We start from the raw sequence: 15,494 nt of genomic DNA, 5'->3' as shown, positions 1-15,494 counted from the left end.
TTTATCCTATCGCGCATTCCGGCGCGCCGGAAATCACCAGGCAACCGCACTGACATTTGCAGCCATCGACCACGATGGCTTTACCATCGGAAGACCATTCCGGCGCTCCCTCAATAATGGCATTAGTGCCATGTCCCGGAATCGGGCAGCTGACTTTATCCCCCACCAGCGCTACGGGCTTTCCATTTACAATCATGGTGGAGGATGCGGAAATAACAGCACCGCCGTGCGTGGTTTTATCGCCGAGTAATACAAAACCTTTGGACATTGAATTTCCTTTTATATATCAGCGATACAGTAATTATTAATTAGAATACTCAATCGCATCTATTTCAACCTAAAGAGTGCGGCAATAACATTTAATAACAGACAAAAACCGGCTACTCCTATCAAAGAAAGAATAATAAACATAAAATAATATCTGCACGCCTCTCTTTACTTAATATATACTTCTTCCCCCAGGTGATATCCCCTACATTAATAACTTTTCACTTCGAACGCCAATTGCCAGACGACCTTATACTCGCGAGATCCGCCTTAATTTCTATTGCATGCTCTATACAATAAAAAATACACTAACAACAAAATAATCAGAATTATAAGAAAATAAAACAGACATTTTCTGATTAGGTGGCAACAGTGGGTATACCTCGTTAATACGACGACTATTGCTCCCTATCATTTTGCGTTCGCCATAACCTATGGGAAATCCAAAGCGTTCGCGCATCCATCGCTGCGTCATTACTGGTTCAAGACCAAATGGCAGCGGATTAGGAAATAACCAATCCATTTATTTTCATCTTCTAACCGCAAAGTCACTTCTTCAATATTTTTTTCCTGGTTATTGATAAAAGATAAAAATATTCCTTCTCGCCTCATATTCAACCTGGCAATATCATCACTAACAGTACCCGTTGGTTTTGTTTTGTAGGGAATTAAACCTTGATCATAAATATCCTGATAAGGTTTACCTAATTGCTTCACAAGTGTTTCGACATCAATATTCATTTGCCACCAAGTCGCTTTTTCTCCAGCGCAATCTGAATCTCCTTTGCTCGCTCCAGTGGATAAAAAGTCACGGTTTCTGCAAATAACTCTTTGTTATAGGTAAATGCGGCAGCAATATTTTGATGAGGTACAGGTAAGGTATATATCTCTTTCACTCCCCTATAAGCAGCCATAACAATTTTTGCTTCAACATAAATCATCGGAAATCCAAGATACGCCCGCACCCACTGCTGAGTCATCACGGGTTCCAGACCAAACGGCATAGGATTAGGAAACAGCCAGTCAGTTTTGGCTTCATCTTCTAACCTCAACGTCACTTCTTTCAGATTTTTATCTTGGTTATTAATGAAAGCTAAAAACATCCCATCACGTTTCATATCCAAATTAGCATACTTATCACTTAGAGAACCATAAGGTTTTGTTTTATAGGGAATTAAATTTTTATTGACAATATCCTGATAGGGTTTACTTAGTTGCTCTATCAATGCCTCAACGTTAATATTCATTTAATATAACCCCCTTAATCGATTCAATTTATGTAATTCATCTCTGATTTCTTCTATCTTTTCGTCACTCATGCCATACTCATTTTTATGGCATTCAGCATTTGCGTCCCAATTTGAATTAACTGCAGCTTCAAGATCGCTGGCATCCAGCTCTTTTTTAGTCATAGTTTCACCATTTCCTGCTTGAACCTTACTATTATTCCTTCCCCCATAGGTTTCACTGCATTTCTGGTGAACAGCTGTTGGAAGAACAACTGCAGCAACTTTATCAGCCTGTTTATTTATGTATTCAATATCGTCCTCAGGATATTCATTCTCTATGATACCACGACTGTAACTCCCCATAGTTTTAGGCTAGCCATAAATCATTGGGAGCCCAAAACGCTCACGCATCCAGTTTTGAGTCATTACCGGTTCAAGATTAAAAGGCATTGAATTCGGAAAGACCCAGTCTGTTATGTCATCATCTTCTAATGTTAATGTAATTTCTTGAAGGTTTTATTTTTATTATTCTCGAAAGATAAAAATAATCCTTCTCGTTTCGTGTCTAATGTAGCTGTATCATAGCCCGCTGTGGCAGTTGGTTTTGTCTTATATTTAATTAGCCCACTATCATAAATTTCCTGATAATCTTTACCCAATTGTTTCACGAGTGTTTCGACATCAATATTCATTTGCCACCAGGCCGTTTTTTCTGTAACGCGGCTTGTATCTCTTTGGCTCGCTCCAAAGAATAAAAAGTGATTTTTTTTACAAAAAAATCTTTATCATATGTGAGCGCTGCTGCAATATGCTGGTTGGGCATTGGTAAAGCGTAAATTTCTTTAACACCCATGTAAATAGTCATAACAATCTTTGCCTCAACATGAACCATCTGCAAGCCTAAATTCTCACGAGCCCACTGCTGGGTCATCACCGGTTTCAGACCAAACGGCATAGGGTTAGGAAATAACCAATCTGTCTTACCCTCATCTTCTAATCTTAGTGTGACTTCTTTAAGTTTCTTTTCTGAATCATTAACAAAGACTAAAAGCATTCCTTCACGTCTCATATCCAGGTCAGCTTCATCTTCATCAATAGGACCATGGGGTTTTGTTTTATAAGGAATCAATCCTTTCTCAAAAATCTCCTGGTACGGTTTTCCTAAGTGTTTTATAAGTGTTTCAACATCAATTTTCATTTAGTACAACCCCACCTTTCTGTTTAAGTCATGCAATTTTGCTCTAACTTCTTCAATTTTTTCGTCACTTATGCCATATCTTTCTTTAAGACACTTAGCATTAGCATTCCAATTCGAGTCAACGGCAAATTCTAAATCACGAGCATCAAGTTCTTTTTTAGATATTATCTCACCATTTTCTGTTTCTATCCTACTATTATTACGCCCTCTGAAGGTTTCACTACAATCACGATGTACATCTATAGGGATAGAAACGGCGGCAACCTTACCAAGTAATTTTTTTATATCATCCTTTTCTGCTTCAGGATATTTATTAATCAAATATTCTCTAACCGCCGCTTTTGATGGTAAATGGTCAACCTCGTACATTCCTTCTCTTGACCTCCCATCAAAGTCGTTAAAATAACCGGTTTCTAGAAATCCGGCAGGAGCCTTCTTAAAATACACATAGATTGCCGGGACATCCCCCATCGGGTCAACAATAATAAAGTCATTGAAATCCCGGTCTTCGATGGGCAATGTTTCAATATTTGGTCCCTGTTCCTCCGGGATCGGCGTTCCCGGTACGGGCGGTAACGATTCCGGGGCCGGGTTAGCCAATCCCCAGACGCTCCGCGGTTCCGGAATGGGTGTAGGCGGTGTGGTAGAGCCGCCAGCGCTCCCGTCATGGACAGTCGTCTGGCTGGAACCCCACTCAAATTTTCCCTGCCCGGCAGACCGGGACCAGACAAATGTGCCTTTAATTGAAGGATCTTCAAAACCCCATGTTTCTTTATCCAGCTGTTTTGCAAACCGCACCCGGACCCGATCCAGCCCGCTTTTTTCCCCCACCTCATAGCTGCGGGAAACCAGTTTCCCTGACTCAGGATCTTCTTCAATACGAAAGCGCACCCTCGTGCGCACTGTGCCATTTTGCCGGGCTATTTCCCGGAGTTCATATTCCGGGACATAATCCCCCTGAATGACCGTTGAGTTTACACGGGTAAAAGCGCCCACCATCATCTGGCCATGGATCAGATTCTGATAGAGCTGGTCGCCACGTATATTTTGTAGCATTTCCGTCTCACCTTCATTCAGTGACGGAGAATAGAAGATAGCCAGCAGAGCAACGGTGAGAGGATTAGGCGCAGCCAGCACCCGTGCGCCCGCGACGCCTTCTCCGACACCTGCCGCAGTCCCCCCCCCAATGAAAGCGAATTTCCCAGCGTTGTGGCTGTTGGCCATGCATAATAACCACTCATTGAGGCGGCCAGCGCCATCGATTCAAAAAATACCTGTGCGGGTTTACGCTCAACAACCGGCTCTTTTGCGGCTGATGATGTTTTTCCCTCTCCGGTTCCCAGTATTTGTGTCATCCCGGCTTTCTCCTGTCCATGGCTCACAGTAGCTCTATTTTTATTGATTCAGGCAATGCGGTATAAACCCTGGCCGTTTTCCCATCAGCATCTGCCCGGCCTTCGAATACCTGGCCTTTTTCAGTGGTGATGCGGTAACGGGCAAATGGCACAATGTCACCGGTCTTTTGATCTTTGACAGTAAAACGCTCTTCGAACCCTTCAGGCAGTTCCAGCGGAGGTACACGAAAATCTGCCTTACCCATTTTCTGCACATTGGCCGATTTCAGCAGAATATTCCCCGGGCAGCCCAGCTCGATATTGCCACCACTTAGCCTGATATACGCTCCCGCACAGTTCACCACCAGTTCCTTCGCCGCCGTGATTTCCACTCGCCCTTCCACGCTGGTCACGGTGATATCCTTTTTCGCCGTCGCCTCCAGCGCATCATCCTGCGCCTGGATTTCCATCTTTCCCTTCGCCGCAAACAGCTTAATCCCCGCCTTTCGTGCCAGCAGGCTGACGGCTTCTCCCGCCGCTACCGTAAAACGTTTCAGCGCACTGATGTCCGTATTCTGCTGTGACACAATCCCCACGCTGGCGCTACCCGAAGACAACCGTACCGCATGCGGACTGCTGATGCTCACGCCCTGCGGCGCATTCAGCACTATCCCCGGCTGTGCCAGCTCTTTCAGCGCATCGTTCAGTGTCTGCTGGTTGCCGGTATCCGATGGCAGGGCCTGAGCCGATTCCGCTGCCGACGCCAGGCTTTTCGCAATACCCAGGGCATTTTCAAGCTGCGCAATCGCCTCCTCCATTGCCAGCATCCTGTCGCCTGCCGAAGGCTGTTTATCCGCACTAATCAACACCCCCGCACCGCCGCGGATACTCACCCATTTATCCGTTCTAAGCTCTGCCCCTTCCCCCCGCAATTCCCTCTGCGCATCCACATTATGCCCCAGGTTCAGCTGCGTCTTGCCGCCGTACTCGGTGCTGAGCTTGATATGCTCCTCGCCGCGCTTATCCTCCATTCGCAGCTTATTGTTGGTCGGAGTACGAATCACATTTCGGGTGCTGTTCTTTTCCGTCACAGGGTCAACATGCCGCGAGTCGTGCAGCGCATGAGCGATATACGGCCGGTCGGGATCGCCTTCGTGGAACGCTATCGCCACTTCCGTTCCCTGAATCAGCGGGAAGTGAAAGCCGTACACGTCGCCGCCATAGGGTTTGGCGAGACGCACCGGCATGCTTTCCTGACCCTGCCCTTTATCATCTCTGTCAGCGTCAAATTTCACCCGGTACAGGCCGGACGCATCCTGCCAGGCGTAGATATCATTCGCCTTCGCGCTGGTCACCCGCGCCGTCATGGTGCCAGTCACCTTCGGGCGCGGCAGCAGCGGCGGACGCCAGCACAATGTTTCGCTGTAGGGCACCGCCAGCAGGGACACCCGCAGCGCCTCCCGGCGGCTGGCGGTAAAACCGGTGCCGGTGATTAAAAGCGGATCCTGCACGGGCGCAGGCAGGGTCGACGGCAGGCTGTCGGTGAGGGTCAGCACCTGGGCCGGCGCCAGCCAGGCTGCCGTACTGCTCGCGGTAATCAGCATTTGGCGAGCGAGAAAACGCTCATGGTCGAGACGGGCATAAAAGTTGGCGGTCTCCGTCTGCGGGTCGATTTTATCGCCACGCTCCCGGTGGCGAAGCTTATAGTGGTATACCTCACCGTAAGTGAGGCCTTCACCATTTCCCCGGGTCATATCCGCTGTTGCCGACTGGAGAACGCTCTGCGCATCGCGGGGGTTATAATCCCGGGTAGTGACGTTCGCCTCTACGACGTTATGCGTGATGCTCAGACCCCATATCGATTCCGTACCGCTGTCGCTCATCCCGGACGGGCTGTTTACAGGAAGTGTTTTATCGAACATCAGCGCCCGCTGCGCGTCGGCGAAGTGGACCACTTCGCTCTGGGCCTCTTCCTGCAGGGTGAAGAAATAAAATATCCCCACCTCTGCCAGCAGGCGCTGGATAAACGCCAGGTCACTCTCCTGATACTGATTAATTTGCTCGCGCCGCGGATAGTGTTGCTTGAGATTAAACTCATACTCCCAGTCATGCAGGTGATGTTCCTGCAATACCTGCTCCACCACTTCCGGCACCGATTTATTGACGAAGAAACGATGGGTGCGGAACTGTTTGTCCAGCAGCGAGAGGAAGGGTTCGAGGGTTATCATGTACTCTGCCTGGTCGGCAGAGCCACTGATACGCTCAAAATGCGTGACCACGCCATGCACCCGTTTGCATTCGGTCAGGCTCTGTAATATGCCGCCGCCCATCGTCAGCGTCGCCGGTTTGCTCAGTAACTGGCTGGCGTCGATATTTTTATCCGTGCTGGTGAAATAAATTGTCCAGAGATACGTTTCACTGAGTTTTTCTTCACCGCTGAATTCTTCCACATCCAGCGATGCAGTACATGACGGAATATCCAGCTGGTAACGGTTGAGGGTGGTGCCGGTAATTATTGAAGAGGTATCCATTATATTCCTGTTTTACTCCGCAGTAATGACCATCAAACATCGATTAACAGGCCATACGGTTTAATTTTGTTTAATGATAATCATCTCATTCTTCATAAATATATTTAAGTGCATATCGATATATCAGATACCCCACCAGGAACTTCATTACTAAAAGGCAACCCCAGGGATATTTATATTCACTGACTGAGAAATAAAAAGAGCAGCCAGAAACCGGAACCTTCAACGTTTATCGCCGCCAGCATTTCTCTGGCACTGTCCTTAGCGCTATCCATGCTGATCTCCTTTATCCATCCCCTTTCCTGCGCTTCATCCCCGCAGAGGCCCCGCTTTGCCGACAAGATTGACTGGCTGCAGGCAAGCTACCGCCCATCGCTGTTTCCTGTTTATCAGGAACCCGTAGCGCACAGGGTCAGGCAGGCATAATGTTGTTGTTCAACGTCCGCGATCGGGTTCGCGGGTTACTCGGTTTCGTTTTTTAAGGCGTCAGCCCCGGCTCCTGACGTATTAGCCGTGCCCGGCGTCAGACAGGCGTCCTTCTGCGGGACCAGACTGATCTCCACTCGGCGATTTTGCGCCCGCCCCTCTGGCGTCTCGTTGCTGGCGACAGGACGACTTGCGCCGTAGCCCTGCACCGCAAAACAGCTCTCCGGCACATCGCCGGTATCGCGCATCCAGTCGCGGACCGCCTCGGCACGCTTCAGGGAGAGTTGTTGATTAGATCTATCATTGCCGATGCTGTCTGTATGGCCTGCCACCACGATCAGCCAGCCGGGTTTCGCCTTAATGCCCAGCAGCGAGTTCACCAGCAGCTTTGTCGAACCCGGTTTCAGCGTCGATTTGCCGGTATCGAACAGCGCCATGCTATCGAGGCGGATCGTCTGCGGCCCCTGCACAACCTGCTTAATGACCGGACGCGGCGGCGGGGGCGGCGCCCAGTCATTGATCGCGGCTTCCACGAAGGGGATCAGCCGCAATCCCTGATACAACCCCAGCCGGTAACGCAGCGGCTCTCCCCGGCGCAGCCAGTCATCCAGCAGGCGGCTGTCGGCACGCAGACGCTGCTGCGCCTGCAGCTTCGGCGTCGGCGGCGCGCCGCTAAGGCGGTGGTAGACCGCCAGATGATCGCCGACGCTGCGCACGAGGCGCTGGTTGTTGATAAAGGAAGCCAGCATCGCCAGCGCCAGAAAGAGGAAGCCCATGCCAGCGGCAAGACCGGCAGCTCGCATCCGGCGACTGACTCCGTGGCGGTGCGGCAGTGACGACAGAAGAAGATCCGGCAGCGGGTGAGGACCTGGCGCCGCGGCGTTGCCCGGGGAGAGCGTGGTGATCCCGGCGATTTGCTGCTGCCAGAGGTTATTTGCCACCACCGTCACCGGCGTCAGGCAGATGCCCATGGCGCACAGCTCCAACGGCGAAAGTTCCGCCTGGCGAGTGCTCAGTGGCCGGAAAAGAACGTTTTCTGCCAACGCCAGAATGCTCTCCAGCCACAGCGTATGATGCAGGCGTGAGGCAGAGCTGCCCTCTCGCTGCCAGTCGGCAATCGACTGGGGCGCTTGTCCCTTCTGCCGCACCTGGAGACCAGGCCGATCCGGCGTGACGGTAAACCAGCGGCTTTCCGCTGCCTGGCCGCCAGGCGGCGTCACCCAGAACACGCTCCACACCGGCGGCAGACCGTTTAACCAGGTTCGGCACTGAACAATACTCCGCCGCCAGTCGCACAGCGACTGCACCAGGTGCTCCCCGGTGGGGTGGTGCTCCGGTACCACCGCCAGCAGCACGGAAACCTGCGATACCAGTGCTGGACGCGCCGCCGCCAGGTACTGCGCCAGCAGCGGCAACTGCTCCGCGCTTTCCCCCCGTAGATACCAGCCGAGGCGGGTTTCGCAGTGCGCCGAACGCCCGGGAAACAGACCGTCGGTATCCCCGCAGACCAGAACCACCGCCCCCTGAAAATCCTCGGGCGGCAGGACGATTTCCGGTCGCTGACGGCTGACTGCCCGGCGACGCTGACGCCAGAGCGCCGCGCTGCCCGCCAGCAGGATGCACAGACTGAATATCACCTGGTTGCCGATGGACAGCGGCCAGAAGCCCAGCGCCAGCCACAGGGCCAGGATGACGGTCAATATCGTAAGCAGACGCCGGGCGTTATCACGCATCTCTTATCCCTGCCCTGCTATCTGCGCCACCATCTGTGACAGCATGGAGGAGAAGGTCAACCACAGCGCCGCCAGCGCCACAATGCCAGCCGCCCAGCCGCACCAGTACATCCGCCGTCCGCTGCGCAGCCGGGAAGCACGAACCACCACCGGCGCCTCCTGGGTTATGCTGAACGGCGGAACCCGCGCGCCAAGCGCATGCGCTACATCCTCACGCCGTTCGTCATCCTGGGCGCGGTACTCTCCGACAAACCCCAGCTGCAAAGTACGAAAGAAGCAGGTCAGCACTGCCGCATCCGCCGCGGGCTCACGTAGCAGCTGGCGGATCCGTTCCCAGAGCTCTTCCCCGGCGTTGAGGGTGCTGAAAAAGCGCGCCTGCAGCGGATCCTTGCGCCACCTGCGCCAGCCATCATCCTGACTGGCGCGGTTAAGGACGCTCTCATCAAGCAGCGCGCAGTAGGCATAGAGCATCTGCTCAGCGCTGGCTTCACTGACGCCTGCCGCCGCCAGCGCCTCGCGCGCCTCGGTCACCCATCGACAGGCCTGACGATAGAGCGCCTCGCCATCGGTCACCGGCTGGCCGCAGCGTAACTGACTGACCATCAGCCAGCCCGGGTAAAAGGTTTTGTTGATCAGATCGCTTTCAGAGATATTCATGAGCGCAGTACCGCAAAGAGTTCAAGTTTCACGTCGCCAAGCGATTCCGGGGTATAGAAGGTGCAGTTGCCAGCCTCCAGCATCGCGCGGGCGGCATCCGTGGAAAGATCCAGAGCGAAATATTGGTTTTCCAGACGTAGCGGAATGGCCGCCGGCACGTGGCTCAGCGGTTTGATCGCGATGCCGCTGAGGGCAATGTTGACGACCTCGGCGACATCATCATGGCTACCCGCCTTACAGAGCTGCGGAAAGCGGCTCTGAAGCTGGTGAGGGGGAAGTGAAGAACGCACCGACAGATAAAAATCCGCCCCCTCGCGCAGCCGTGCATCGTGCAGCCTCCCCCGCCAGATCTCCCGGTCAGCACCCTGCTCCAGCGCGATGGCGATCACCCTTGAGGGCAAGCTGACTTCGAGCAGCGTATCCAACAGGGCAAACAGCGGTGGGAATACCTGCTCCGGCGAGGCATGCCGGTAGCGGGGGATCGCGTCCAGATGATGTTCAAGAGAGAAGGTCAGCAGACTGCCGGCCAGCCTGGCCAGTTCACGATAGAGCAGCTCCGGATGGCGCGAAGGGTCCTGATGCAGCTCGCTGAGCACCGGCTCGGCGCTGTTCAGTGCGTTGAGCAGCCAGAACAGGGAAACATCCGCCACGGCAAAATCAGCCATCCGCGCATTGCTTTCACGGCGCATGACCATGAGGCGTCTGCGTCGGGCCTGCAGGCGATGTAGCAGCTCGCCCAGCTCGCTGACCAGCGTCGGGCTTGCGGCCAGCGACAGCAGCGGCGGGATGAATTTCGGGTCAAAGATCCACTGTCCCTGGGCGTCGCGTACCAGACGCGCTACCGGGCAGGTTAGGAAGGCTGCGTTTTCTTCGATGGAGAGACGCAGCGTCAGCGTGTGCCGCAGGACGGCCAGCTCGCTGCGTTCATGGCCTGCCAGCTCCTGCACGGTCACCTGCTCGGCGCGCCAGCGGCGCGGGCGGGCGCTTTCCTGGCCGTCATCAAGATTGCCGCCGCTGGCGCTGAGCAGCGGCAGAGCGAGCAGAACCTCCACGTTGTCCTGCATCACGTCCGATACATCGCGGACCGGTGGCAAAATATCCGCCAGCTCGGTGTCAATCAGCGCGCCGTCGGCGAAACGCACGATCAGCCGGGTGGCGTTGAGCCGGGAAAGGGTGAGCGCGCTGGCGTCAAACTCCGCGCGCAATACCCCCCACGGGTGAGCGAGCGCCATGCGGGAGACCGTATCGGCGACGTGCGCGTCCCAGCGGGCCTGTTGCTGAAACTGCTGCGGAACCAGAAAAGCCCCATCGCGCCATAATGGGCGGAAAATCTTCATCGCACCTCCTGTGCCTTTCACTTTCATCTGTCTGCAGACAGGACCAAATGCCCGGTGGGATATCCTTCATATACCTTGCGTTCGCCTCAGCCCCTGCATTTGCTCTGGCCTGTTCCTCACTAGCGGTTTTTCTCCCGAACGTCGTTCGTCTCGATTGATTGACTGCCGCTTCAAGGAAAGGAAATATCTCCCCTGCCCGCGAGAATTTCGAAATCAGATGGTATTTTTTGTTCAAGGGAGGTTTATCTTAAAGTGAAATAGCCAGGGGAGGTAACGCCTGGCCCTAAATAATATCTGAATTCAACCCAAGGAAGTTTTATAATTCCTCTTCATTCCATTCACGCAGCTTATTCCATAAGCCGTCCATTTATTATTTCGCTATTAAATATTATTTATATTCACTTGCAAATAATAAAAAAAACTCAACACTAAAATTGTCACTGCAGTAAATATGCCACCGACAGCGCCGGCGCCTGAATCTCCCCCGGTATCAGAGAGACGCCTAACCCCCATCCGGCCATTGCCAGGCGCTGAATTACCCCGTATTTTGGTTTTCCGCTCCGCTGGGGGCGGGTATCAGGGCGAACGAGAGAGAGAAAATGAAACCGCTATTTGTCTATGGGACGCTCTGTCCCGGTCGCAGCAATGCGCATATTCTGGAGGCGATCGGGGGCGAGTGGCGTCCGGGCTACGTTACCGGTACCTTTTACGCGCGCGGCTGGGGCGCAGCCGCTGATTTTCCGGGGATCGTCCTCGATGCCAACGGCCCGCGGGTCAACGGCTATCTGTTCCTGTCCGACCGGCTGGCGGCGCACTGGCCCATGCTGGACGACTTTGAGGAGGGGTACGATCGGGTGTCGGTGGAGGTGACTACCGACGATGGACAGCAGGTCAGCGCCTGGATTTATCAGCTCCAGCCCCGGGAGTAATCCCCGGCCAGTCTCGCGCTACCGGGCATAGCGGCCCAGTACGTCCGCGGGTCTGGCGTCGTTTCCGCCAATGCAGGTATACTTGCCAGATGTTTCCTAAGCTTCAGATACGCAAATGACAAAACTTACCTTACAAGAGCAGATGCTCAAAGCCGGCCTGGTCAGCAGCAAAAAAATGGCCAAAGTCCAGAGAACGGCGAAAAAATCCCGCGTGCAGGCCCGTGAGGCCCGGGAAGCGGTGGAAGAGAATAAAAAAGCCCAGCTGGAGCGCGATAAACAGCTCAGCGAGCAGCAAAAGCAGGCGGTGCTGGCGAAAGAGTATAAAGCTCAGGTCAAGCAGCTGATTGAGATGAACCGCATTACCGTCGCCCGGGGCGATATCGGCTTTAACTTTACCGATAATAATCTGATCAAAAAAATCATGGTCGACAAGACCACCCAAACCCAGCTGATTAACGGTCGCCTGGCGATTGCCCGCCTGGCGGTGGACAACAAACCTGAAGGGGAATATGCAATTATTCCGGCGATTGTGGCTGAGAAAATTGCCCAGCGCGATGCCAGCAGCATCGTGTTGCACAGCGCCCTGAGCCAGGATGAGCAGGATGAAGACGATCCGTACGCCGACTTTAAGGTGCCCGACGACCTGATGTGGTGATCGCGGGCTTCCGGCGGCAGGCGATCAGAACGAGCTTGCCTGCTGGATATGCATCGGCTCGCGACTGACGGGGTGGCGAAAACGCAGTTCGCTGGCGTGCAGCATCAGCCGCGGAGCCTGTTCCGTGCCCGGCAATTCCCGGCCGCCATACAGATCGCAGCCAAGGATCGGATAGCCCAGCAGCTGACAGTGGATCCGCAGCTGATGGGTGCGCCCGGTCTCCGGGGTGAGCGCCACCCTCGTCAGCGCCAGCGCCCTCTCCCCTTCCCGCGTCTGGTACATACGGTCAATTACCCGGTAGCGCGAACGCGCCGGTTTGCCGTGCCGGGCGCAGATCGACATGCGCGGGAAACGGGCCGGGTCTTTGGCGATCGCCGCCTCCACTATCCCTTCATCTTCCGGCAGATGGCCGCACAGCAGCGCCGTATAGACCTTACCCACCGTGCGCTGACTGAACTGCTGGCACAGCGCGGCGTTAATCACCTTGTTGCGGGCGACCACCATCAGACCGGAAGTGCCGAAATCAAGGCGGTGTACCAGGGTGCAGCCCGGAAAGCGCTGGACCAGTCGATGATGCACGGAGTCGAGGTTGCGCGGATCTTTGCCTGACAGGCTCAGCAGCCCGGCAGGTTTATTGATCAGCAGCAGGTGTTCGTCCTGATACAGGAGGGTTATCTGCTCGCGGCACGGCGGAGCGACAAAGGTATCGATAATGGTGGACATCAGACGGCCCGAAGAAGGAGTGGCCGGCGATAGTACCCCATTTTGCCCGCCGGTACGACGCTGGCGCACGATCCGCCCTCGCGGCGGCGTCATTTATCACCCACACTTATCGCAAAGGCATGGTCTGCGCAGGCAATGTGCTTTACACTGCGCGCTGCAAAATTTGAGTTAACCAACGAGTAAGAACGGTAATGGCGATGAACGGAACAATCACAACGTGGTTTAAAGATAAAGGTTTTGGATTTATCAAAGATGAAAACGGCGAAAACCGGTATTTTCATGTGATTAAGGTCGCCAATCCCGATCTCATCAAGAAAGACGCGGCGGTGACTTTTGAACCTACCACCAACAATAAAGGGCTGTCGGCCTACGCGGTGAAGGTCATTCCGGAAAGCAAATATATCTATATCGCCGGCGAGCGGCTGAAGCTGACCTCCATCAAATCCTATGTGGTTTACCGGGAAGAAGAGCCGGTCGAGACCCGCGTGGATAAAGAAAACGCGGTGCTGTCGGTCGGGCTGCTGATGAACAGCATCCGGCCAAAATCCGCGGTGCAGCCGGGAGAGATGCGCTCGGTGAAAAAGCTGGCGATCACCACCTTTCAGGGGACAACCCTGATCTTCTCGGAAGACGAAATCGATATCGATGCCACGGTAAAACTGCTCAAGGTATGACGACCCGGCGTGCGGTCAGCCGCGCGCCCAGTCACCTGCCGAGCCGATTTTCGTCGCCATCGCCCCTCACCGGACGGGGCGAGGCGCCAGACAGCCGATAAGGATGCCGCCGCCATGCCCGTAAATTTTGACTTCAACGATCTCTATGCCTTTCGCGCCCTGATGGAGTATGGCAGCTTTCGGCTGGCCGCAGAATCCATTTGCCTGTCGCAGTCGGCCCTCAGCCGCCGCATCGAAAAGCTGGAGACCGCGTTAGGCAACCGGCTGTTCGAACGCACCACCCGCCGCGTGACCCTTACGCTGTATGGACAGAATTTTGCCGAACGTTCGGAGCAGCTGCTGGCCCACGTCGAGACGGTGCTGGCGGATATCAGCCAGGTCAGCAAGGCGCGTACCGGGCTGGTGACAGTGGCGACGGTACCTTCCGCCGCCTACTACTTTATGCCGGAAATCATCCGCAGCTTTCAGGCGCGCTTTCCCCAGGTGCGTATCCGGCTGATCGACAGCAGCGCCGGGAATGTCATCGAGGCGGTGAGCAGCGGACAGGCTGACTTTGGCCTCTGCTTTGCCAAAAACCTGCCGGCCAGCATCGAATTCACCCCGCTGGCCGACGACCGCTATGTCGCCGCCTGTCGGCACGACCATCCGCTGGCGAGCAGGACGCACCTCAGCTGGCAGGCATACTTTGAACAGGATTATATTGGCCTCGATCGGGTCTCCGGCAACCGGACGCTGCTCGACAGGGAGCTGGCGCATCTGACGCCTGCGCGGCCAAGCATTTGCGAAACCCGCCACGTCACCACGATGCTGGGGATGGTGGAAGCGGGCATCGGCATTGCCGCCGTGCCCGCGATGTCGATGCCCGCCGGGGAGCATTCCGTTCTCCGCGCCGTACCGCTTACCGAGCCGGTGGTCACCCGTACGGTAGGTCTGATCCGCCTCAGCGGCCGTATTCAGTCCTACGTGGCGGCAGAGCTGGAGAAGCTGATTATTGAACAGTATCCTTCTGGCTGACCGGCGCGGCGGCAGCTACGCTTCGCATACCGGTGGCGTGGATGGTCTCCTGCGCCGCCGGTGAGGCCAGATACGTCAGCAGCGCCTTTCCTTCCTGCGGGTGGTCGGCGCTGACGGTCACCGCCCCGGCAAAGCGGGTGATGTACTGCAGGTTATCCGGCAGTTCGCCGACAAAGGTCACGCCGGGCACCGGCAGCAGTTCGCTCACCTGCTGAAAACCGATCGCATACCGTCCCTTCGCCACTTCCGAGGCTACCGGAATACGCTCCACCATCTGCGCTTTGCTCTGCATCGCCTCATCAATGCCCAGGCGGTGGAACAGCGTCGAGCTGACATAGCGTCCGCTGGCGCTGTCGGAGTACGCGACCGACGGCGCAGCCAGCAGCGCCGCCCGCAGCTGGTCTGCGCTGCGGATAGCCGGCAGCGGCGCTCCCGCTTTCACCACCACGCCGATGGGCGAGTCGGCCAGCTCCCGGCGCGAATCCGGTTGCGTACGGCCCGCTTTCTCGAGGCCGGTCAGCGCGTCGCCGACCATAATCACCACGTCCGCGTGTTCGCCCCGCGCCAGGCGGTTAGGGATCGCCTGCGGCGTTTTCCCCATCGACGGCCCGGGGATCACCACGAGGTGGTTACCGCTTTGTTTTTCCCATGCCGGGGCCAGCTTTTCCAGCGCCGCTTTGAAGCCGCCGGAGATCATCACGGTGACCTCAGCGGACAGCGCGCTGCCGCCGGTGGCGGCCAGCAGCAGCGTGGCCAGCAGGGTTCCTGTCGTTTTACGCATCATCAT

The 15,494-nt window shown here is 55.1% G+C and carries 16 protein-coding genes and 3 pseudogenes; 4 read left to right on the top strand and 15 right to left on the bottom strand.

Annotated elements, in window-relative coordinates:
* Window position 1 precedes the first annotated feature (1 nt).
* The 13 genes and pseudogenes from ABLV52_RS08035 to tssK all read right to left on the bottom strand — a co-directional run bounded on the left by ABLV52_RS08035 (window position 2) and on the right by tssK (window position 10,712).
* Window positions 2–268, bottom strand: coding sequence for a PAAR domain-containing protein (locus ABLV52_RS08035; protein ID WP_102010028.1), 267 nt, complete (start codon window positions 266–268; stop codon window positions 2–4).
* 288 nt (window positions 269–556) lie between these two features.
* Window positions 557–790 carry a DUF6392 family protein gene (locus ABLV52_RS08030; protein WP_348890249.1) on the bottom strand — a complete coding sequence of 78 codons (234 nt, stop codon included), beginning with the start codon at window positions 788–790 and terminating at the stop codon, window positions 557–559.
* Complete coding sequence (locus ABLV52_RS08025) at window positions 742–1,008, bottom strand: DUF6392 family protein (protein ID WP_348890248.1); 267 nt, start codon at window positions 1,006–1,008, stop codon at window positions 742–744. Before ABLV52_RS08025 ends, ABLV52_RS08030 begins: the two co-directional genes overlap by 49 nt.
* Window positions 1,005–1,514, bottom strand: coding sequence for a DUF6392 family protein (locus ABLV52_RS08020; protein WP_348890247.1), 510 nt, complete (start codon window positions 1,512–1,514; stop codon window positions 1,005–1,007). Before ABLV52_RS08020 ends, ABLV52_RS08025 begins: the two co-directional genes overlap by 4 nt.
* Window positions 1,515–1,859, bottom strand: coding sequence for an S-type Pyocin family protein (locus ABLV52_RS08015; RefSeq protein WP_348890246.1), 345 nt, complete (start codon window positions 1,857–1,859; stop codon window positions 1,515–1,517).
* Between the two features lie 12 nt (window positions 1,860–1,871).
* Window positions 1,872–2,188 (bottom strand): annotated as a pseudogene (locus ABLV52_RS08010) (DUF6392 family protein); the annotation flags it as partial.
* Window positions 2,185–2,694 carry a DUF6392 family protein gene (locus ABLV52_RS08005; protein WP_348890245.1) on the bottom strand — a complete coding sequence of 170 codons (510 nt, stop codon included), beginning with the start codon at window positions 2,692–2,694 and terminating at the stop codon, window positions 2,185–2,187. The gene ABLV52_RS08005 and the pseudogene ABLV52_RS08010, both read right to left, overlap by 4 nt.
* Window positions 2,695–4,049, bottom strand: a pseudogene (locus ABLV52_RS08000) (S-type pyocin domain-containing protein).
* Between the two features lie 23 nt (window positions 4,050–4,072).
* The gene (gene vgrG / locus ABLV52_RS07995) at window positions 4,073–6,559 is read right to left on the bottom strand and encodes a type VI secretion system tip protein VgrG (protein ID WP_348890244.1); all 2,487 of its coding nucleotides are present in this window, start codon (window positions 6,557–6,559) and stop codon (window positions 4,073–4,075) included.
* A 150-nt stretch (window positions 6,560–6,709) separates the two neighbouring features.
* Window positions 6,710–6,834 (bottom strand): annotated as a pseudogene (locus ABLV52_RS07990) (hypothetical protein).
* Between the two features lie 186 nt (window positions 6,835–7,020).
* On the bottom strand, window positions 7,021–8,718 hold the full coding sequence (locus tag ABLV52_RS07985; protein ID WP_348890243.1) for an OmpA family protein: 1,698 nt from the start codon (window positions 8,716–8,718) through the stop codon (window positions 7,021–7,023).
* Between the two features lie 3 nt (window positions 8,719–8,721).
* Complete coding sequence (gene tssL / locus ABLV52_RS07980) at window positions 8,722–9,375, bottom strand: type VI secretion system protein TssL, short form (RefSeq protein ID WP_023290170.1); 654 nt, start codon at window positions 9,373–9,375, stop codon at window positions 8,722–8,724.
* A complete protein-coding gene (tssK, locus tag ABLV52_RS07975) occupies window positions 9,372–10,712 on the bottom strand; it encodes a type VI secretion system baseplate subunit TssK (protein ID WP_348890242.1) in 1,341 nt (446 codons plus the stop codon). Before tssK ends, tssL begins: the two co-directional genes overlap by 4 nt.
* A gap of 599 nt (window positions 10,713–11,311) precedes the next feature.
* On the opposite strand from tssK, the gene ABLV52_RS07970 reads away from it, so the two are divergent.
* The gene (locus tag ABLV52_RS07970) at window positions 11,312–11,641 is read left to right on the top strand and encodes a gamma-glutamylcyclotransferase family protein (RefSeq protein WP_023290172.1); all 330 of its coding nucleotides are present in this window, start codon (window positions 11,312–11,314) and stop codon (window positions 11,639–11,641) included.
* Window positions 11,642–11,756: 115 nt separating this feature from the next.
* On the top strand, window positions 11,757–12,296 hold the full coding sequence (locus ABLV52_RS07965) for a DUF2058 domain-containing protein (RefSeq protein ID WP_023290173.1): 540 nt from the start codon (window positions 11,757–11,759) through the stop codon (window positions 12,294–12,296).
* A gap of 24 nt (window positions 12,297–12,320) precedes the next feature.
* Here the strand turns inward: ABLV52_RS07965 and ABLV52_RS07960 are convergent, their stop codons facing one another.
* On the bottom strand, window positions 12,321–13,019 hold the full coding sequence (locus ABLV52_RS07960) for an RluA family pseudouridine synthase (RefSeq protein ID WP_032428902.1): 699 nt from the start codon (window positions 13,017–13,019) through the stop codon (window positions 12,321–12,323).
* A gap of 191 nt (window positions 13,020–13,210) precedes the next feature.
* Between ABLV52_RS07960 and ABLV52_RS07955 the strand changes: the two genes are divergently transcribed.
* Window positions 13,211–13,693 (top strand): cold shock domain-containing protein, encoded by a 483-nt coding sequence (locus ABLV52_RS07955; protein WP_032453327.1) that lies wholly within the window; start codon window positions 13,211–13,213, stop codon window positions 13,691–13,693.
* Between the two features lie 114 nt (window positions 13,694–13,807).
* Window positions 13,808–14,707, top strand: a complete 900-nt coding sequence (locus tag ABLV52_RS07950) for a LysR family transcriptional regulator (protein ID WP_023290175.1) — start codon at window positions 13,808–13,810, stop codon at window positions 14,705–14,707.
* Here ABLV52_RS07950 and ABLV52_RS07945 read toward each other — a convergent pair.
* The gene (locus tag ABLV52_RS07945) at window positions 14,682–15,491 is read right to left on the bottom strand and encodes a substrate-binding domain-containing protein (protein WP_072096615.1); all 810 of its coding nucleotides are present in this window, start codon (window positions 15,489–15,491) and stop codon (window positions 14,682–14,684) included. The genes ABLV52_RS07950 and ABLV52_RS07945 overlap by 26 nt on opposite strands.
* Window positions 15,492–15,494: the final 3 nt, after the last annotated feature.

The sequence above is a fragment of the Klebsiella sp. GB_Kp056 genome (assembly GCF_040064755.1).
GTDB lineage: Bacteria > Pseudomonadota > Gammaproteobacteria > Enterobacterales > Enterobacteriaceae > Klebsiella > Klebsiella quasipneumoniae.
The sequence above is the reverse complement of the archived record's forward strand: the minus strand, read 5'-3'. Positions and strand labels throughout refer to the sequence as shown.